Annotated in this window: 17 protein-coding genes, 1 other RNA gene and 1 pseudogene; 12 read left to right on the top strand and 7 right to left on the bottom strand. The window is 62.3% G+C overall.

The window, feature by feature from the left end:
* Positions 1-2 precede the first annotated feature (2 nt).
* On the top strand, positions 3-653 hold the full coding sequence (locus ACLF6L_RS04480) for a hypothetical protein (RefSeq protein ID WP_412852458.1): 651 nt from the start codon (positions 3-5) through the stop codon (positions 651-653).
* Here ACLF6L_RS04480 and ACLF6L_RS04475 read toward each other — a convergent pair.
* Complete coding sequence (locus ACLF6L_RS04475; protein WP_210386893.1) at positions 537-1,178, bottom strand: hypothetical protein; 642 nt, start codon at positions 1,176-1,178, stop codon at positions 537-539. The two genes, ACLF6L_RS04480 and ACLF6L_RS04475, sit on opposite strands and share 117 nt — an antisense overlap.
* A 109-nt stretch (positions 1,179-1,287) precedes the next feature.
* Here ACLF6L_RS04475 and ACLF6L_RS04470 point away from each other — a divergent pair, with 109 nt between their 5' ends.
* The 7 genes from ACLF6L_RS04470 to ACLF6L_RS04440 all read left to right on the top strand — a co-directional run bounded on the left by ACLF6L_RS04470 (position 1,288) and on the right by ACLF6L_RS04440 (position 7,114).
* Positions 1,288-2,055 carry a metallophosphoesterase gene (locus ACLF6L_RS04470; protein ID WP_238617552.1) on the top strand — a complete coding sequence of 256 codons (768 nt, stop codon included), beginning with the start codon at positions 1,288-1,290 and terminating at the stop codon, positions 2,053-2,055.
* Positions 2,030-3,100 (top strand): glycolate oxidase subunit GlcE, encoded by a 1,071-nt coding sequence (gene glcE / locus ACLF6L_RS04465; RefSeq protein WP_412852457.1) that lies wholly within the window; start codon positions 2,030-2,032, stop codon positions 3,098-3,100. Before ACLF6L_RS04470 ends, glcE begins: the two co-directional genes overlap by 26 nt.
* A gap of 2 nt (positions 3,101-3,102) precedes the next feature.
* Positions 3,103-4,326: a glycolate oxidase subunit GlcF gene (gene glcF / locus ACLF6L_RS04460; RefSeq protein WP_412852456.1), complete on the top strand. Its 1,224-nt coding sequence runs from the start codon at positions 3,103-3,105 to the stop codon at positions 4,324-4,326.
* Between the two features lie 55 nt (positions 4,327-4,381).
* Positions 4,382-4,734: a transfer-messenger RNA gene (ssrA, locus tag ACLF6L_RS04455) on the top strand.
* Between the two features lie 495 nt (positions 4,735-5,229).
* Positions 5,230-6,234 (top strand): Fic family protein, encoded by a 1,005-nt coding sequence (locus ACLF6L_RS04450; protein ID WP_412852455.1) that lies wholly within the window; start codon positions 5,230-5,232, stop codon positions 6,232-6,234.
* Between the two features lie 86 nt (positions 6,235-6,320).
* Positions 6,321-6,599, top strand: a complete 279-nt coding sequence (locus tag ACLF6L_RS04445; protein ID WP_412852454.1) for a DUF1778 domain-containing protein — start codon at positions 6,321-6,323, stop codon at positions 6,597-6,599.
* Between the two features lie 11 nt (positions 6,600-6,610).
* A complete protein-coding gene (locus ACLF6L_RS04440; RefSeq protein WP_412852453.1) occupies positions 6,611-7,114 on the top strand; it encodes a GNAT family N-acetyltransferase in 504 nt (167 codons plus the stop codon).
* A gap of 226 nt (positions 7,115-7,340) precedes the next feature.
* On the opposite strand, the gene ACLF6L_RS04435 is transcribed toward ACLF6L_RS04440, so the two are convergent.
* Positions 7,341-8,528 (bottom strand): Fic family protein, encoded by a 1,188-nt coding sequence (locus tag ACLF6L_RS04435; protein WP_412852452.1) that lies wholly within the window; start codon positions 8,526-8,528, stop codon positions 7,341-7,343.
* Between the two features lie 244 nt (positions 8,529-8,772).
* Between ACLF6L_RS04435 and ACLF6L_RS04430 the strand changes: the two genes are divergently transcribed.
* Positions 8,773-8,985, top strand: coding sequence for a hypothetical protein (locus ACLF6L_RS04430; protein WP_412852451.1), 213 nt, complete (start codon positions 8,773-8,775; stop codon positions 8,983-8,985).
* Here the strand turns inward: ACLF6L_RS04430 and ACLF6L_RS04425 are convergent.
* Entirely contained in the window at positions 8,982-10,376 is a 1,395-nt protein-coding gene (locus ACLF6L_RS04425) for an RNA-guided endonuclease InsQ/TnpB family protein (RefSeq protein ID WP_412851592.1), read from the bottom strand. The genes ACLF6L_RS04430 and ACLF6L_RS04425 overlap by 4 nt on opposite strands.
* Positions 10,377-10,420: 44 nt before the next feature.
* Here ACLF6L_RS04425 and tnpA point away from each other — a divergent pair, with 44 nt between their 5' ends.
* Together tnpA and ACLF6L_RS04415 are read left to right on the top strand one after the other, a co-directional pair.
* Positions 10,421-10,849: an IS200/IS605 family transposase gene (tnpA, locus tag ACLF6L_RS04420; protein WP_412852450.1), complete on the top strand. Its 429-nt coding sequence runs from the start codon at positions 10,421-10,423 to the stop codon at positions 10,847-10,849.
* Between the two features lie 30 nt (positions 10,850-10,879).
* Positions 10,880-10,984: pseudogene (locus tag ACLF6L_RS04415) on the top strand (nucleotidyl transferase AbiEii/AbiGii toxin family protein); the annotation flags it as partial.
* On the opposite strand, the gene ACLF6L_RS04410 reads toward ACLF6L_RS04415, so the two are convergent.
* From ACLF6L_RS04410 to ACLF6L_RS04395, 4 genes are all read right to left on the bottom strand, one after another.
* Positions 10,957-11,346: a DUF4172 domain-containing protein gene (locus tag ACLF6L_RS04410; protein WP_412852449.1), complete on the bottom strand. Its 390-nt coding sequence runs from the start codon at positions 11,344-11,346 to the stop codon at positions 10,957-10,959. The pseudogene ACLF6L_RS04415 and the gene ACLF6L_RS04410 sit on opposite strands and share 28 nt — an antisense overlap.
* Positions 11,321-12,367 carry an esterase/lipase family protein gene (locus tag ACLF6L_RS04405; protein ID WP_412852448.1) on the bottom strand — a complete coding sequence of 349 codons (1,047 nt, stop codon included), beginning with the start codon at positions 12,365-12,367 and terminating at the stop codon, positions 11,321-11,323. The genes ACLF6L_RS04410 and ACLF6L_RS04405 overlap by 26 nt, the downstream gene beginning before the upstream one ends.
* 79 nt (positions 12,368-12,446) lie before the next feature.
* Complete coding sequence (locus ACLF6L_RS04400; RefSeq protein ID WP_238617566.1) at positions 12,447-13,121, bottom strand: Crp/Fnr family transcriptional regulator; 675 nt, start codon at positions 13,119-13,121, stop codon at positions 12,447-12,449.
* 40 nt (positions 13,122-13,161) lie between these two features.
* A complete protein-coding gene (locus tag ACLF6L_RS04395) occupies positions 13,162-13,680 on the bottom strand; it encodes a flavin reductase family protein (protein ID WP_412852447.1) in 519 nt (172 codons plus the stop codon).
* Between the two features lie 180 nt (positions 13,681-13,860).
* On the opposite strand from ACLF6L_RS04395, the gene ACLF6L_RS04390 reads away from it, so the two are divergent.
* Positions 13,861-17,424 (top strand): EAL domain-containing protein, encoded by a 3,564-nt coding sequence (locus tag ACLF6L_RS04390; protein WP_412852446.1) that lies wholly within the window; start codon positions 13,861-13,863, stop codon positions 17,422-17,424.
* The last annotated feature ends 9 nt before the right edge of the window (positions 17,425-17,433 follow it).

Genomic DNA, 17,433 nt, shown 5'->3' with positions numbered 1-17,433 from the left:
CGATGCGTCCGATCCTGTTCATTGCCCTGCTGGCCCTGCCCCTGAGCCTACCGGCGCAGACCGGCGGACCGGAACTGGAAGTCTATCTGCAGCGGCAGATCAGTGACTGGAAAATAGAGGGCGACACGGTGGAAACCCGCATGAACCGGCTGGGTCTGCGCCTGCACGAACAATTTCTGGATGGGTTCTGGATGGGGCTCCACGGCGGTTATCTGAGCCTGACCCAGAGCGGCAGCCCCAGCACCCGCGGCATGGATCTCACCGGCTGGTATCTGGGCACTTCGGGACGCTGGCGAATGCTGCAGGCCGGCCCGGCCACCCTCAGCGCCCTGGGCCGTTTCACCTACCACGAGGCGGACGCGAACGATGCCGGGCAAAGCACCCGTCTGGTCTGGAATGAGTGGGGAGCGGGCCTGGAATCCGCGTTCCGGTTCGATCCGCTGCAGCTGCGCCTGGGCGTGGACTACGCCCGGGTGGATGGCGATGAAACCGCCCGGGGCGACATCCGGCGCAGCGCCACTCTGCGCGAGGAGGAGTCAGTAACCGCCACCGCCGCCCTGGACGTGTTCGTGGATGCCACCGGACGGGTGACCCTCCAGGCGGAGTCCGGCGGACGTCGCGGCGCCGGCATCTGGTTCTCCCGGCAATTTTGATCCATGGCGCACCAGCCGCCACAGATTCAGCATGTATTTGACGTCGCTATCCGCCTGATGGGCAAAGCCCGGTGTCAGCTTCCAGGCTTTGTCCATCAGGTTGCGCAGCAGATCCGGCGGTCGGTATTCCGGGGGCGGCAACCGGGGCTCCAGCAGCTTGAACAGGTCCCCCAGCCGAAAACGGGGCATGGCGTTGCCGCTGACGAACAGGCGTCGCAGCCAGAAACGGTCCAGATGGACTCCGTCGGTAAAGACCACCTTGCCGGCCAGGGCCTGATTCATGCGCCGGCATACCCAGTCGATGTCCCGACCCTCGTCCTCGATGGATTCACGGGTGATGCCGTGCATCTCCTCCGCCCTCTCGCACCAGTCACTCCACTCCTCGGCGGGACGGATCAGCCAGCACTCCACCTGTCCCACGCCATCGGACCAGGCCACCTGGATCGGGTAGCTCTGTTCGCTGAGCGATGACGCCTCGAAATCCAGAAAACAGGGAAGCGTGCTATGAGAGAAAGGATCTGGCATAAAGAAACTTGGCGAGAGCCAGGACAGGGTTGATCATCATAACCTGCGTACCCGGAGGCACCAACCCCGCGTTGGGCCTGCCCGGCCACTGGAACGGGTTTTCAAGGACATGAGCAACGCCTTTTTGCGACTGGAAAAAAATACCCGCGGCCGGGATTTCGTGGTGGGCGACCTGCATGGCATGTTCTCGGCCCTGGAACAGGCCCTGGACAATCTCCGCTTCGAGCCGGACCGGGACCGCATGATCTCCGTGGGCGACCTGATCGATCGCGGACCCGAGTCCCACCGGGCCCTGGAATTCCTCGCCGCCCCCTGGTTCCACGCGGTTCAGGGCAATCATGAACAACTGCTGCTGGATTCCGCCGTCGACAAGGACCTGGCCTGCAGTTGGCTGAGCCTCAATGGCGGCGAATGGTGGGTCTCCATCTCTCGGGAACAGCAGGAGCGCTTCCAGCAGACCCTGCAACAACTCCCCTTCGCCATCGAAGTGGACACCGATCAGGGCTTGGTCGGCATCGTGCATGCCGACATCCCGCCGGACATGCCCTGGCAACGCTTCAGCCAACGCCTGGAAGACGAACAGAAGCTGCGGGACTACGCCCTGTGGTCCAGAAAACGCATCAATCGACTCCTCAAGGGCGAGACGATCCCGTCGGTGCCGGGCATCGACCTGGTGATCTTCGGCCATACCCCCGTCCCGGAGGCACGTCTTTGCGGCAACATCTATTATCTGGATACGGGGGCCACCTACGGCCATCAATCTCGGGACGCCAAGCTCAGCATCCTGCAGATCCACCCGCGGCGAAACCTGACCACCCTGAACACCGCCCGCAGAAAGGATAAAAACGGGGATGACGACCGATCAGGATCAGACTGAAGCACTACAGACGCGACTACGCCAGGCCCATGCCGACGGCAGTCCGGTGGACATCCGCGGCGGCGGCAGCAAAGGCTTCTACGGTCGCCCGGTCAATGCCGCGCCGCTGGAGATCGGCGGCCATCGCGGCATCATCGACCATGAACCGGGGGAACTGGTCCTCACCGCCCGAGCCGGTACCCCCCTTGACGAGATCCGGACGCGCCTGGCCGGGCATGGTCAGATGCTGCCCTTCGAGCCGCCGGCCTTCGGCCCCCGGGCCACCTTCGGCGGCACCATCGCCACCGGTCTCTCCGGCCCCCGCCGCCCCTATGCCGGTGCCGTGCGCGATGCCGTCCTGGGGGTGCGCATGCTCAACGGGCAAGGCGAAGTGCTGCGCTTCGGCGGTCAAGTGATGAAGAATGTCGCCGGCTATGACGTGTCCCGACTGATGGCCGGGGCCCAGGGCACCCTGGGCATCCTGCTGGACATCTCCGTCAAGGTGCTGCCCCGACCGGCCTTCACGCTCACCCTGATCCAGGCCGCCAGCGCCTCCCGCGCCCTGGAATCCCTGCAGGAATGGGGCTTGCGCCCCCTGCCCCTCTCCGCCGCCTGCCATGTGGATGACACCCTCCATATCCGCCTGTGTGGTGCCCGCCAGGGCGTGGAACAGGCCGCTGAACTGATCGGTGGGGAAGTGATGGAGGGCGCCGACGATTTCTGGCACGGCATACGGGAACAGACCCACTCCTTCTTTCATGGAGGCGCCCCCCTGTGGCGCGTGAGCGTTCCCCCCGGCACCCCCATGACCGGATTCCCCGAGGCCTGCCTGGTGGACTGGGGGGGCGCCCTGCGCTGGTTTTACAGTGAAGCACCGGCCGCGGACATCCGCACCCTGGCCGAAGCCCGCGGCGGACATGCCACTCTCTTCCGGGGGCATGCCGGCGGTCGCATGGAACCCTTCCATCCCCTCCCCGCCCCCATGCTCACCCTGCAGCGTCGCCTCAAGGCGGCCTTCGATCCCCGGGGCATCCTCAACCCGGGCCGCCTGTATCCGGAGCTCTGATCATGCAGACCCGCCTGGTGGATGCCATTGCCCAGACCACCCGCGGAGCCGAGGCGGATCATATCCTCCGCAGCTGCGTCCATTGCGGGTTCTGCAACGCCACCTGCCCCACCTACCAGCTGCGCGGCGACGAACTGGATGGCCCCCGCGGCAGGATTTACCTGATCAAGCAGGTCCTGGAGGGCGAGCCTCCCAGTCGCCGCACCCAGCAGCATCTGGATCGCTGCCTCACCTGCCTCAACTGCATGACCACCTGCCCCTCCGGGGTGGACTACCGGCATCTGGTGGAGATCGGACGGGAACAGGTGGAACGACAGGTGGCGCGTCCCTGGGCCGACCGCCTGCAACGACGCCTGTTGCGGCAGATCCTGCCCAACCAGATACTGTTCAACTTCCTGCTGCGTACCGGCCAGGCCCTGCGCCCGCTATTGCCCGGCTCGCTGCGTCGGCGCATCCCGGAACGCCACCACCGAGGTAGCTGGCCGCCCCCACGCCATGCGCGGCGCATGCTGGTGCTCCAGGGCTGCGTCCAGCCGGCCCTGCAACCGGACATCGACGCCGCCCTGGCCCGGTTGCTCAACCGCCTGGACATCAGCCTGATTCCCACCCAGGGTGGATGCTGCGGCGCCATCGACATGCATCTGAGCGCAGAGGATGCCGCCCGCGACCGGGCCCGGCACAATATCGACGCCTGGTGGCCTCAGTTGACAGCGGGCGCCGAAGCGATCCTGATCACCGCCAGCGGCTGCGGCGCCCATGTGAGGGACTACGGCCATCTGCTGCGTGAAGATCCCGACTACAGGGACAAGGCCCTGCGGGTCAGCGAGCTGACGCGGGACCCTTGCGAAATTCTGAATCCGGAGGATATCCGACGTCTGGCCGTGGATGGCCGCAACCGGACGGTGGCCTTTCATCCCCCCTGTTCCCTGCAGCACGGCCTGAAGCTGGGCGGCCGGGTGGAAGCCCTGCTGCACAGTGCCGGATTCCAGTTGCTACCGGTGGCGGAAAGTCACCTGTGCTGCGGTTCGGCGGGGACCTACTCCCTGCTGCAGCCGGATCTGGCGGCCCCCCTGCGGCAGCGCAAGCTGGAACACCTGGAGCGGGATGGCCCCCAGCTCATCGCCACCGCCAACATTGGTTGCCAGACCCACCTGCAGGCCGGCACCGACACCCCCGTGGTCCACTGGATCAAGCTGCTGGACAACCCGGGGCTGCAGGGACGCTGAAAAAAACACCGGATGACAAGGAACCTCCATTCGGGTAACCTGTCCATTACTTCAAGGGGGCGACCTGGCTTCGACGTGGGTCGTGAAACCTGAGGTGCATGCCGAGGATACAGCTAACCTCGTCAAAATGCTGTAACGCTATAGTTGCCAACGACGACAACTACGCTCTGGCCGCCTAAAAACCGGTCAGCCTCTGACGGGATTTGCTTGTAGGTTCTACTCAGAGGTCATCGCATACAAGCTCGTGGAGCGGACCTGCCCGGGTCTTAACCACTAAAACCGATCGGGCTCGCGCTGCGGTATCCTGTTCGTCGGAGACCAAGGCGTTAACCTAAAAGACGAACTAAGCATGTAGTACCAAGGGCGTAGGGCTTGCGGACGCGGGTTCGATTCCCGCCGCCTCCACCAGCAAAACGAAAAAGCCCATCCGATTCAGTAGCTTACGGATGGGCTTTTTTTTGATCCCACACTGGCTCCCACAATCCTGAAAGTGCTTGTCCTGCCTGTTCACCTCACCAGAACAGGAGTGCCGACCGTGCACCACTGGGCGTGACCGGCCCGGTTTCTGGTAGACTCCTTCGTATGGCGTCGATGAGCGTTACAAGGAGAAATGCTGCGACGGTGACGCCAAGGACTGGCTGGAGCAGCTTCGTATTCTGCGCGATGCCCACGGCATCACACCGGACACCTCCCTTGCCACCGTTCAGCAGCAGACCGCAAAAGCGCCGGTTGCCAACAGCAACTTCCTGAAACAGGCCTTCCTCGAAGGCTGCCAGCGGGTCGGTCTGTTTGATGCTATTGCAAAGGAGGGAGCCGCGCCATGACCTTTGCCTCCGCATTCACCATCACCAACCGCATGACCTCCGCGAGTTCCCGCATCGAAGAGGCAGCCAGGGAGGCAACATGAAATATCAGCCACCCTACACCATCACCCCCGAGATCCTGAACCGGGTCGCCGCGATCAGCGAGGCCATCGGGCGGCTGACCGTGCTCACCGATCAGGCGAGAGCCTTGCGGCTGCGGCGCATCAATCGCATCCGCACCATTCGCGGTTCGCTGGCCATCGAAGGCAACACCCTGAGCGAGGCGCAGATCACCGCGATTCTGGAGGGCAAGCGGGTCATCGCCCCGCCTCGCGAGGTGCAGGAGGTGAAAAACGCCCTGGCCGCCTACGACCGGTTCGACAGCTGGAAGCCAGTGTACGAAAAGGACCTGCTGGAGGCGCACAAAATTCTGATGTCCGGCTTGATCGACGAGGTAGGGCTGTATCGGCACGGCGGTGTGGGAGTGATGGCAGGCCAGCAGGTGATTCACATGGCCCCGCCCGCCGACCGGGTTCCCCATCTGATGGGCGATCTGTTTCGCTGGCTGGCCGCCACTGATGCCCACCCGCTCATCGCCAGTTCGGTTTTTCACTACGAGTTCGAATTCATCCACCCCTTTGCCGACGGCAACGGTCGCATGGGGCGGCTGTGGCAGAGCCTGATCCTGGCCCGCTGGAATCCCCTGTTCGCCGACATCCCGGTGGAAAGCCTGATCTTCGAGCACCAGGCCGAGTACTACCAGGCTATTCAGGAAAGCACCCAAAAGACCGATTCCGCTCCGTTTATCGCCTTCATGTTGCGGATGATCCTGGATACCGTGACCAGCTCGACCCCGGAAGTAACCCGGGAAGTTACCCCGGAAGTTCGACTGCTCTCAGTTCTTGCCGGAGAGATGACCCGGCAACAACTCAAAGAGGCGCTCGGGCTGAAAGATGATGAGCATTTCCGCAAAGCCTATCTGCTCCCGGCTCTGGATGGCGGTCTGATTGAAATGACCATCCCAGACAAGCCGCGCAGCAGCAAGCAGAAATACCGCCTGACCGGCAAGGGTCGTCAGGTGGTGGCCCGGCACGGCGGCGGATAACTTGCGACAGACTCGTGACACGACTTATTGTCAGGACGATGTCCGGACACCTACAATGGGAAGCATCCAAATCCCGGAGGGGCACCATGAGCACCCCGAATCTTTCCAAGACCGAGCGCATTGACGTCCGTGCAAGCACGCCGGTCAAGCAACTGCTGCAGGAAGCCGCGCGTGCCTGCCACAAGAACGTCAGCGAGTTCCTGCTCGATGCGGGCGTGACGGCTGCCGCGCAGACGCTGGCGGATCGTCGCCAGTTCGTGCTGGACGATGCGCAGTGGCAGGCGTTCCAGGAAGCGCTGGATCGTCCGGTGCAAAGCAAGCCGCGCCTGAAGAAGCTGCTGCGTGAACCCGGGGTGCTGGGTTGACCGGCGACGCAATGACGTCGCCCTATGCACCCGTTCGCAAGCTTGCAGCAACGGATCAGGTCGATGCGTTCGACTGCGGTCAGGCCGCGCTGAACCAGTTCCTGCAGCGCTACGCGCTCGTCAGCCAGAAGGCCAACAGCGCGCAGACCTACGTCTGCTGCCAGGGTGACATGGTGCTCGGCTTCTACAGCCTTGCCGTCGGCGGCGTCGATCCGGAAGCCGCCCCAATGAGGGTGATGAAGGGGCTGGCGCATCATCCGGTGCCGGTCATGATCCTGGCCCGGCTCGCGGTGGACCAGGAACATCAGCGCAAAGGCCTGGGCCAGGCATTGCTCAAGGACGCGCTGCTGCGCACGGCGCAGGCCGCCGACATCGCCGGTATCCGCTGCCTGCTGGTGCATGCCAAGGACGATGCGGCGCGGCGCTGGTACGAGTCTTGGGAATTCGAGCCCAGCCCGACCGATCCTTATCACCTGTTCCTGATGCTCAAGGATCTCAAGAGTATGTTGAGCTGAGGTGGTGCCTCCACCTCAGAGCCCGACTCTCTCGCGCTGCTCATCCCACAGCGCCGGCGGATCGACCGCCAGGTCGAATAGCTTGATGTGATTCGGCAGAGTGTCGTCGAGGATGGCGGCGACGATGTCGGGTGCCAGCGTGGTCAGGTTGACCTTCCTGGTGCCAGGCTTGGGATTGGCCGACGGCTTCAGGCAGAAGAACAGCGGACCGGACCACGCGCGGTTACTACGGGAGATCGTTCAGCTCGTAGCTGGTACTGCGCCCGCCCGCATTCGATTTTCGCAGCACGCCACGTGCGAGCAGATCGTTGATGTCGCGCAGCGCCGTGTCCGGCGAACACTTGGCAATGGCCGCCCACTTGCTGCTGGTGAGTTTGCCCTCGAAGCCGTCGAGCAGGCGGTTGAGCAATTTCGCCTGTCGCTCGTTCAAAGGAGTGGCCGCCCAGTGCTGCCAGAAGCGTGCCTTGGTCAGCACGGCATCGAGCGTGTGTTGCGCCTGATCGACGGCGCGATGCAGGATGTCCAGGAACCAGACCAGCCACTCGGTGACGTCCATGGACCGGTTGTCAGGCACATCCCTGTGCCTGACCCCTTCGGGGCTGGCGCGAAAATTTGCTCCCGGCAAATTTTTCTGGGTGCGCTCCAGGATATCGTAGTAGGCCTTGCGCTCCCGCTGGATCTGCGCCGACAGGCTGTAGAAGCGCTGCGGGCTACCGTCGGCGCGCGCAAGCCACAGGTCGCCGATGGCACGGGCGATGCGGCCATTGCCGTCGTCGAACGGGTGCACGGTCACGAACCACAGGTGGGCGAGCCCCGCCTTGATGAGCGGTGCCTCACCCGAGTCCGCATTGACCCAGTCGAGGAAACGACCTGTCTCGGCCTCCAGTCGATCGGCGGGCGGCGCCTCAAAATGCACGCGCTGGCGGCCGATGGGACCGGAGACCACCTGCATGGGGCCACTGGCATCGTCGCGCCAACTGCCAACCTTGATTTTGGAAAGGCCGGAGTAGCCGGTGGGAAACAGCGCGGCATGCCAGCCGAACAGGCGTTCCCGTGTGACCGGTGCCTGGCAGTTGGCCGTGGCATCGAGCACCATCTCGACCACGCCTTCGACGTGATGATCGACCGGGGCCAAGGCACCGATGTCCACGCCGAGCCTGCGCGCGATGGACGAGCGCACGGATTCGACGTTGAGCTGCTCGCCTTCGATCTCGCTGGTCTTGACCACGTCTTCGGTGAGCGCGGTCAGACCGGCCTGATCGCGCAGCGCCATGCCCACGTCGGCCAGACGCCCCATCAAGAGCCCTTGAGCGCGACTGACCTCGGCCATGGGAGCCGCGAGTGTCGCCAGATCAAAGCGCCAGTCCGGCCAGTCACTGGCCTGCCAGATGTACTTGCAATCTCCGCTATTCATGCGGAGATTATGGGTTCCATTCTCCGCATGCGCAAGTTATTCACCGCAGAAAGTGCGGCGATAGAGGCGCCATTCGCCGCGTGACAACATGAGGAGATGCGCTAAACATCCCAAGAATGGATGTAAGTGGTTGTGTTTCTGGGTGCGCCGGTGTGCCCTTGGAACTTCGCCTTTAGTTAATCGCGCCACCAAGATTGGCGCGATTCCGGCTTTTGCGCCACAATTGCGCCATTAAACTCATGAATTGCGCCACCGCCTGCTGATCGATCTGTCCTGGGCGTCCAGCCACCTCGAAGGCAATACCTACACCCGGCTCGACACCCGGGAGTTGATCGAGCACGGCCGGATTGCGCAGGGCAAGGCCGCCATCGAAACGCAGATGATTCTGAATCACAAGGCGGCCATCGAGTTCCTGATCGAGAACGCCGACACGGCCGGAATGAACTACCATCCCTAAACCGCTTGAGCGGTTGTAGGCATGGTTTCCGGTTTCGATGATCTGTGCGCAGTTGGGCGCTTGCCCTTCTGCGACTGACCCTGATCTCCACCGGCGTAGCCGTCCGGGAACGGCGGTTCGGGGCGCACCGCCCCTACCTGTTGAAGAGATTTGCACTGACCGATCACCGTTGTGACGCCGCGTCGGGCAATCACCCGGCTGGCGTTGTGGTCGGCATGATCGGTCTGCCCGCAGCGTTGACAGACAAATCGGCTCTGACTGAGCCGATTGTCGGGATGAATGTGGCCGCAAACGGCACATTCCTGCGAGCTATGGTGCGGCGGCACCACGAGAAACAGCACGTTGTTTCTCGGTGCCTTGTACTGGGCATAGGTTCTGATCTTGCCCCAGGCGCTATGGAGGATGCCCTTGTTGAGCCCCGCCTTGGCGCGGGCACCGTTGGGTGCGTGGCGCCCCCGCTCGTCGGTCTTTGCCTTCGGGCGACGACTCATGGAGGCCACCTTGAGGTCTTCCATGACCACGAGCCTCACCCCCGGCGCCATCACCAATGCGTGACTTGTCTTATGGGCAAAGTCCTTGCGCACGTTGTTGGCGTAGGTGTGGGTGCGGGCCACGCGCTTTTTGGCCTTGTGCCAGCCGGATGAGCCCTTGGCACGTCGCGCCATGCGCCGCTGCCAGCGAAGGCGCTGGCGTTCCTTGCGGGCCATTCGCTGCTTTTGCACCGGGTCGAAGGCATACACCGATCCCGTGCTGGCGTAGGCAAGCACCGCCACGCCGCGATCCACGCCGATGGTGGCCGCGTGCAATGAAGCCTCATCCCACTGCGATAACTCGGCCTGGATCTCTGCAGGGCGCGGATGGATCACATCATCCTCGGTGGCAAATGACACATGCCACTGACCGGCGTTGATGCTGATGACGATGGATGCGGGCAATGTATGGGGCCGATCCGCGACATAGCGCAACCGACCGAGCGGGTGCTTTTTCGTGCCGACCCGAAGGTGATAACCCCCTTCGCCATCATCCTCGAAAGCAAATAACTCCCGCGTCAGCCAGACGCCTTGTTCGCCGCCTTTTCCATGAATCGTTGGGCGACCGGATAATTTCTGGAAGAAGCGACTGTAGGCTTGTTTCCATCGGACCGCGCCATTGCGTAATACCTGGGAGGGCACCTCCCGCAACCACGCCGTATCGGGGCCGATGAACTGGCTGTATTGTTGGTCGATGGGTGGTTTTTGTCCGGTCAGCGACAAGGCTTTTCGGGCAAAGGCACGAAAATAACGGTCTTCTCTGACCTTGCTGTTATAGATGAATCGCTGACAGCCAATCCAACGCAGCAGGATATTTTCCTGCTGGCGACCGGGATAGCAACGAAAGCGATGTCCGATCATGCCCATGCCTGCTATCGTTCCATGAAAACCACCAAGGCGCAACCATGGAAAGTAGCACTAAATCTCGTTCTCACACCGTTTATGACATTAAGCTGCATGTTGTTTTTGTGACCAAGTACCGTCGCCCTTGCCTGCATGAAGAACTGAGGGACTACCTGGAGGGGGCGTTTTCGGAGATCCTGGCGGCATGGCGTTGTGAGCTGATCGAATTTGGTGGCGAGGCTGATCACGTTCACCTGCTGATAGCGATCCATCCGGCATTGAACCTTTCCACGCTGGTCAACAATCTCAAGACAGCCAGCGCCCGCCGCGCCCGCAATCGTTTTGCCGAGCACTTGGCGGCGTTTTATTGCAAACCGATGTTTTGGCACCGCGCCTATTACGTTGGCTCTGTCGGTGGGGCATCCCTGGAGACGGTTCGGGCCTACGTGGAATCACAAGGCACCAAACCCCTCAAAAGAAACCCCGCTTGACCCCCTCCTGGCTAACGCCTAGCAGGGGGAATGCGCGGGGAAATGTTCAATCTGGTCCTGACTCGCTACGCCCTTGAACGCCTGCTCTATCGGCTCAGCGTCTCGCCTCACGCCGACCAGTTCCTGCTGAAAGGCGCGCTGCTGTTCGACTTGTGGTTCGACATCCCGCACCGCCCGACGCGCGACGCGCGCTGGCGGCCGATGGGGCCGGACACCACCTGCATTGGGCCACTGGCATCGTCGCGCCAGCCGCCGACCTTGATTTTGGAAAGGCCGGAGTAGCCGGTGGGAAACAGCGCGGCATGCCAGCCGGACAGGCGTTCCCGTGTGACCGGTGCCTGGCAGTTGGCCGTGGCATCGAGCACCATCTCCACCACGCCTTCGACGTGACGATCGACCGGAGCCAAGGCACCGATGTCCACGCCGAGCCTGCGGGCGATGGACGAGCGCACGGATTCGACGTTGAGCTGCTCACCTTCGATCTCGCTCGCAACCACCGCCCCACTCCCGCAACTGCTCGACTATCAGCGGAATCGCCGGTGGTTCCTGATCGGTAAAGGGCATGCGCACCAGCAGACCCCGATGGGATGCGGGCACGATCACCGGTGCCGGGGCACCCTCGAAGGGCAGCGAGACCACCGGCACGGCACCGTCTCCCAGAGACTCCCCGGTGGAGGACCACCAATCCTCGACCCGGACCGGCAGGTCCTCGATACCCAGTTCCTCGGACAGGGCATCCAGACTGGCGCGCATCGCCGGGGTGGGTTCGGTCAGCTGGCCACCGATCACGCGCGCCGGGACTTCGGGGGGCCAGGGCCTGCGGTTGAGATCCCGCAGAAATTCACTGTCGGGTCGCAGGTCGATCTTGGCCGCGCCGGTGCCGTCACGCAGACCGGCCCAGAGGGAAAACCGGCCTTCGGGGATATCCGCCAGCCATTCGCGCACTTCAAGCCAGACCCGCAGTCTGGCCCAGTCTGATCCCTGGTTGGGCGTCCCCACCAGGATGGCGCCACCCACGGGAGGACCCTGCATCTCCGCATCGGCCGCCGCCGGGTGTCGCCGGCGGGTCACGAAATCCCGGATGATCAACCCCCCCATGCTATGCCCGATCAGGATGACCGCTCGCCCGTCGTCCAGCGTTTCCCAGTAATCGGCCAGCAGATCCGCACTATGATCAATGGCCTGATCGTTGGGATAACGGAATTCCCATACCGTCAGGCAGGCTGCCTCCAGCTCGGGCACCAGGTCATCCCAGATTCCACCCGGCTCGTCCAGGCCGTGAATCAGCACGACGTCCGGAACATTCGCCGCCCCGCCATCGCCGCGGGGGATGAAACCGATCAGTTCCGGCGGCAGGGACATGGCCTCCGGAAACCAGGTTTCCAGCCGCTCCTGGACCGTGATACGGAACTCCCGTTCCAGATCGGGATGACGTTCCGTCCAGAACACCCATCCGGTGAACGGTGTGAAGACGACCAGCAGCAACAGCAGGAGGATGAACAGCGTTAATCGGCGCATTATCTCCGGCTCCCAAACACTCCTCGGACAGCACCATGTTCGGCGTGAAGGTGCCGTGATGCAAGGGGCCGACCCGAACTCAGACCTCCTGGCCCAACAGACGGCGCAACCCTGCCCGATCCTTGAGCAGCAGTGTCTCACCGGATACCTCCACCAGTGCCTGGGTCCTCAGCCGGGCCAGAATCCGTGACAGGGTTTCGGGTTTCATGGACAGACGCGAGGCGATGATCTGCTTGGGGAGATCCAGTCGCACCTCCCCGGCGTCATCCCGTGGCTGCGACAGCAGGTACGCCACCAGGCGGTAGGTGGCGTTGTGAAGCGTGAGTTCATCGATGTGGCTGAGCAGACCGTGGACCCGACGGCTCAGACTGCCGAGCATCTTCAGGGCCAGATCGGGGGCCTCGGCGAGCAGGGACAGGAAGGTGTCATGATCGAAGATCACAAGTTCCGTGTCCGCCAGGGCCGTGGCATTCACCGGATAACGCCGCTGCTCCATGAACATCACCGCTTCGGCAAACAGCTGACCGGTCTGTATCACCTCCACGACCTTCTCATCCCCGTCGCGGGACAACAGGAACAGCTTGATGGCACCTTGACGCACCAGAAAGAAATGGCGGGCAGCATCACCCTGTGAGAACAGGGGCTCGCCGGCCAGACAGCGCTTCTCCCGGGCGGCACCGCGGATACGCTCCAGTTGCGCCGTCGTCAACGGCTCGAACAGTGCCAGACGTTGCAGTTCAGCCTCTTGAATCATGGAACTCCCCCCCCCCCGGAGTGACTCACCGAATCCATGTTCAAACCTTCAATGTCTGATAGGCGCCGCGAAAATACAGCAACGGCGGTGCCTCCCTGGGCGTCGACAGCGCCAGCACCTCACCGATGAAAATGACATGGTCGCCGCCATCATGGGTCGCCACGGTACGGCATTCAAAGCTGGCCAGCATCTCCGGCAGGATCGGCGCCCCCGTGGACCAGACGGCATGCTCGATGCCCGCCCAGCGATCAGGATCACTGGAGGCAAATCGGGCGGATACTTCCATCTGATCATGGGCCAGCACATTGACGGCAAAAGCGCCACTGCCGAGGAATGCAGGCAGGCACTGGGCCTCCCGGCGCAGGCTGAAGAGTACCAGCGGGGGGTCCAGGGATAACGAGCTGAAGGAGTTCGCGGTAAAGCCCTGGGGCTGTCCAGTGCCGGGATCACGACAGGTGATCACGGTAATGCCGGTGGCAAAACGCCCCAGGGCATCACGAAAGAAGCGGTCATCAGTGACCGGCCTCGGCTCGGGAAAGATCATGCCGGAAGGCTTCATCAGTTTGCGCCTATGCAGGGAGTGTGCCATAAGGTTACGCCGGAGCACCCGGAAGACGCGCTCCAGCAGAGGCGGACCAGGCATCTGGACTGATTATGAAGGAAAGCCGGTCAGCGGTGAGTTATGATGCCACGGTCCATCCTGTGATGCAGCTCACAACCCTGATAGCCCAGCCAGCCGATGTCCAAAGACGAACGCACTTCGGAACACGCCAGACACATCCGAGAACAGGCCCAGGAGGCGCTGCGCCGGGGTGAGTTCGATCTGGCGCAACAGATGCTGGAAAAAGGGGAAACCAACCTCGCCGAGATCACCCAGAAACTGCGGATCTATCAGGCGGAACTAGAGATCCAGAATACCGAACTCAGGGAGGCACAGCTCACCACCCAACGGGCACTGGAACGCTATACCGCCTTCTTTGCAGGCATTCCCATCGCCGCGATCGTGGTGGATCGTCATGGCCTGATCCTGGACTCCAACGACCAGGCACACCGACTGTTGGGTTTACAAACCAGTCAACTGCGTCGCTATTTCCTGCGTCGGCTGATCCCCAGGGAGGAAGAAAGCCGTCTCCATCAGGCCCTGCTTAAGACTGAAGAAAAGGGCCAGCATATCGTCGAACATATCAGCTTCATCCGGCCCGAGGGGGATGCCTTCATGGCCGAACTGCACCTTGCCCGACTCCCCGGCCGGGACGGCAACGCCCATGAGTTCGTCTGCGCCGTGGTGGACCTGACGGAACATATCCGCCACGAGATGGAAATCTCCCTGGCCCATGATGAACTGAGGGAAAGTGAAGCCCGCTACAAGATTCTGGCCGACTACTCTCCGGTGTGGGACTACTGGCTGGGAGCGGACGGCCAGTACCGATATGTGTCTCCGGGGTGTCTTGAGATCAGCGGCCATCCGCCCGAAGCCTTCATGGACAACCCCCGCATGATGGATCAGATCCTGCTCCCCGCCGATCTCTCCCGCTGGATTGCCCATCAGGAAATGATCAAGCACGCCAAGGCACAAGAACCCGCCTGCAGCATGGAATTACGCATCCGTCATGCCAGCGGCGACATCCGCTGGATCGAGCACGAATGTCAGCCCGTCATCAGCAAGGAGGGTCAATACCAGGGTCGAAGAGGCGTCAACCGGGACATTACCGAGCGCAAGCGGGCAGAAATGCAGGTGGCCCAGATCAGCATGCTCTACGCCACCCTGAGCGCGGTCAATCAGGCCATCGTGCGCATCGAGGATGAACAGTTGCTGCTGGACAACCTGACCCGTATCGCCGTGGACTACGGCCGCTTCAACGCCTGCGTCATCAGCCTGTGCCCGGAACCCGGGGCGGACCCGGTACCCAAGTCGTTCAACGGCTTGACACCGCAACAATGCCGCTCCATGCCGCTGATGGAGGCCTGGCGCGCCATCAACCACCAACCGTACGTCTATGCCCACCGTGACGACCCGGATGCCCCGCTCCTGTGGCAGGCCTGGGCAAGGCGCAACGGCATCCACACCTTCGGACATTACCCGCTCATGCGGGAATACCGCCTGGTGGGCATGGCCAGCTTCATGTCGGATACGGCGGAGAGCTTCACCCCGCAGATCGACCGCCTGGTACAGGACATCACGGAGGATTTTTCCTATGCCCTCCAGCACCTGGCACTGGAACAGAAGCGACGGGCCACCGAAACCGCCTTGCAGGAAAGCGAATCCCGCTATCGCAGCCTGTTCGAAAACAGTCACTCGGTGATGCTGCTGATCGACCCTGAAGACGGCAGTATCGTGGATGCCAACCCCGGTGCCTGCCAGTTCTACGGCTGGGAACGGGCCGTACTGGCGCAACGACATTTTTCGGATCTCACGATACACCCTCCCGCGGAAACAAGAATTCAGCTGGATCACCTGTCTCGTGAACGACAGGAACATATCAGGGACACCCACCGGCTGGCCAATGGGGAACTGCGACAGGTCGAGATCTATACCGGGATGATTCAGATCAAGGGCAAGGACCTGCTCCATGCCGTCGTGCATGACATTACCGATAGAATCCGTACCGAGGAACGCCTGCGCCTGGCGGATCGGGTATTTCAAGCGGCGGCGGAAGGCATCATGGTCACGGATGTGCAACGGCGCATCGTGGCGGTCAACCCCGCCTTTACCGAAATCACCGGTTATTCGGAGCAGGAAGCCCTCGGCCAGACACCGAAATTGCTCAGATCGGGCCGACACGACGAAAGCTTCTACGAAGCCCTCATGCAGCAATTGCATGACTCCGGCAACTGGCGCGGCGAAATCTGGAACAAGCGCAAGGACGGCACCCTCTACCCCGAATGGCTGACCATCAGCGTGGTCAGGGATGACCAGGGAGAGATCTCCCACTATGTCGGTGTATTCAGCGATATCGGTCAGGTCAAGGAGGCCCAGAGACAACTGGAGCTGATGGCCCATTTCGACCCTCTCACCGGCCTGGCCAATCGGGCCCTGTTCAAGGATCGCCTCAACCACAGCCTGCGCAGGGCAAAACGGCAGGGCAATACCCTGGCCTTGCTGTTCATTGATCTGGATCGGTTCAAGACCATCAATGACACCCTGGGACACAACCAGGGGGATCTTCTGCTGCAGACCGTCGCCAAGCGCATGGCAGACAACGTTCGGGCCTCGGACACACTGGCGCGCCTGGGCGGCGATGAATTCGTGTTGCTGCTGGAAAACGATGCCACCATGAGCAACATCCAGACCCTGTGCCAAAAAATACTCACCGTGCTGTCGGCCCCGGTCAGACTGGATGAGCATGAGGTGGTGGTCACCGCCAGTATCGGCGTTGCGATCTATCCGGAAGACGGACGGGATGCGGACACCCTGCTCAAGCACGCCGACCTGGCCATGTATCAGGCCAAGAGCGATGGACGCAACGACTATCACTTCTTTGCCCCCAATCTCTCGGCCGGTGTACTGGAAAAGCTGAAACTGGAAGCCGCCCTGAGAGGGGCCTGCTCCCGCAACGAGTTGATCCTGCATTATCAGCCGCAGATCGATCTGAATACTCGGCATCTTCAAGGAGTCGAGGCCTTGGTACGGTGGCTTCATCCCGGCCTGGGCATGACCTCTCCCGCGGACTTCATCCCGCTGGCGGAAGATATCGGCATCATCGGAGAAATCGGCAACTGGGTCCTCAGGGAGGCCTGCCGGCAAATGCATCAATGGCGCCGGGATGGCCTGCATATCCCGCAGGTGGCCGTCAACCTCTCGGTGCAGCAACTGGAGCGGGAAAACCTGGTGACCCAGGTGCGCGAGGCCTTGAGAGACTTTGACATCCCCGCCCAGTGCCTGGAACTGGAAGTCACGGAATCCCTGATCATGCGCGCCCCCGAAAAGACCTTGAGCGCATTGCAGGAACTCAAGTCGCTCGGGGTGAAGCTGGCGGTCGATGACTTCGGCATCGGTTATTCATGCCTTTCCTATCTCAAGCGTCTGCCCCTGGACCGGATCAAGATCGACCAGTCCTTTGTTCGTGACGTGGGACGGGATACCAATGACGAAACCATCGTCCGGGCCATCATCGGCCTGGGCAAGAGCCTGGGGCTGGAAACCGTGGCGGAAGGCATCGAAGAGGCACGTCAGGTCAGCTTCCTGCTCAGGGAGGGGTGCCTGTCGGGGCAGGGCTACCTGTTCGGCATGCCTCTGCCCGCCGAGGATTTGATCACACAATGGCGGGAGCAGATCCCGGGTCAGGGCAACCGGCTACACTGACCGCGCCCT

It is taken from the genome of Ectothiorhodospira shaposhnikovii (assembly GCF_047222355.1).
Taxonomy (GTDB): Bacteria; Pseudomonadota; Gammaproteobacteria; order Ectothiorhodospirales; family Ectothiorhodospiraceae; genus Ectothiorhodospira.
The sequence above is the reverse complement of the archived record's forward strand: the minus strand, read 5'-3'. Positions and strand labels throughout refer to the sequence as shown.

Coding starts and splice junctions, on each gene's coding strand:
- ACLF6L_RS04480 (WP_412852458.1), top strand. CDS start 3: ATGCGTCCGATCCTGTTCATTGCCCTGCTGGCCCTGCCCCTGAGCCTA.
- ACLF6L_RS04475 (WP_210386893.1), bottom strand. CDS start 1,178: ATGCCAGATCCTTTCTCTCATAGCACGCTTCCCTGTTTTCTGGATTTC.
- ACLF6L_RS04470 (WP_238617552.1), top strand. CDS start 1,288: ATGAGCAACGCCTTTTTGCGACTGGAAAAAAATACCCGCGGCCGGGAT.
- glcE (WP_412852457.1), top strand. CDS start 2,030: ATGACGACCGATCAGGATCAGACTGAAGCACTACAGACGCGACTACGC.
- glcF (WP_412852456.1), top strand. CDS start 3,103: ATGCAGACCCGCCTGGTGGATGCCATTGCCCAGACCACCCGCGGAGCC.
- ACLF6L_RS04450 (WP_412852455.1), top strand. CDS start 5,230: ATGAAATATCAGCCACCCTACACCATCACCCCCGAGATCCTGAACCGG.
- ACLF6L_RS04445 (WP_412852454.1), top strand. CDS start 6,321: ATGAGCACCCCGAATCTTTCCAAGACCGAGCGCATTGACGTCCGTGCA.
- ACLF6L_RS04440 (WP_412852453.1), top strand. CDS start 6,611: ATGACGTCGCCCTATGCACCCGTTCGCAAGCTTGCAGCAACGGATCAG.
- ACLF6L_RS04435 (WP_412852452.1), bottom strand. CDS start 8,528: ATGAATAGCGGAGATTGCAAGTACATCTGGCAGGCCAGTGACTGGCCG.
- ACLF6L_RS04425 (WP_412851592.1), bottom strand. CDS start 10,376: ATGATCGGACATCGCTTTCGTTGCTATCCCGGTCGCCAGCAGGAAAAT.
- tnpA (WP_412852450.1), top strand. CDS start 10,421: ATGGAAAGTAGCACTAAATCTCGTTCTCACACCGTTTATGACATTAAG.
- ACLF6L_RS04405 (WP_412852448.1), bottom strand. CDS start 12,367: ATGCGCCGATTAACGCTGTTCATCCTCCTGCTGTTGCTGCTGGTCGTC.
- ACLF6L_RS04400 (WP_238617566.1), bottom strand. CDS start 13,121: ATGATTCAAGAGGCTGAACTGCAACGTCTGGCACTGTTCGAGCCGTTG.
- ACLF6L_RS04395 (WP_412852447.1), bottom strand. CDS start 13,680: ATGAAGCCTTCCGGCATGATCTTTCCCGAGCCGAGGCCGGTCACTGAT.
- ACLF6L_RS04390 (WP_412852446.1), top strand. CDS start 13,861: ATGTCCAAAGACGAACGCACTTCGGAACACGCCAGACACATCCGAGAA.